Here is a 429-nt window from a genome sequence, read left to right as displayed (position 1 = left end):
GGCGGCGGCCGAGGCGGCGGCGAAGAAGAAGGCCGAGGAGAGCGGCGGCCCGGTGGCCTACACCGGCGAGATCCCGAGCTCCTGCAGCGAGTACAGCGGCACCCGCGGCGTCGGTTGTGCCCTGATGCTCTCGGCCGGCTTCGGACTCGACCAGTTCCCCTGCTTGGACAAACTGTTCAAGAAGGAGAGCGGGTGGAACTACCGCGCCGAGAACCGCAGTTCCGGTGCGTACGGCATCCCGCAGGCCCTGCCCGGCAGCAAGATGGCCTCGATCGCGTCGGACTGGAAGACCAACCCGGCCACGCAGATCAAGTGGGGTCTGGGCTACATCGAGGGCCGGTACGACACGCCCTGCGGTGCCTGGTCACACTCACAAAGCACCGGTTGGTACTAAGTAGACGATCTGTAGAAACGGGCCGCGCGGCGTAC

Annotated in this window: 1 protein-coding gene; it reads left to right on the top strand. The window is 66.7% G+C overall.

Translation table 11 applies throughout. The annotated features are described in order from the left end of the window. A partial coding sequence (locus tag Ato02nite_RS51235) for an aggregation-promoting factor C-terminal-like domain-containing protein (protein WP_498371302.1) occupies positions 1 to 394 on the top strand: 394 nt, incomplete at its 5' end. Positions 395 to 429: the final 35 nt, after the last annotated feature.

The sequence above is a fragment of the Paractinoplanes toevensis genome, from assembly GCF_018332695.1.
Classification (GTDB): domain Bacteria; phylum Actinomycetota; class Actinomycetes; order Mycobacteriales; family Micromonosporaceae; genus Actinoplanes; species Actinoplanes toevensis.
The sequence above is the reverse complement of the archived record's forward strand: the minus strand, read 5'-3'. Positions and strand labels throughout refer to the sequence as shown.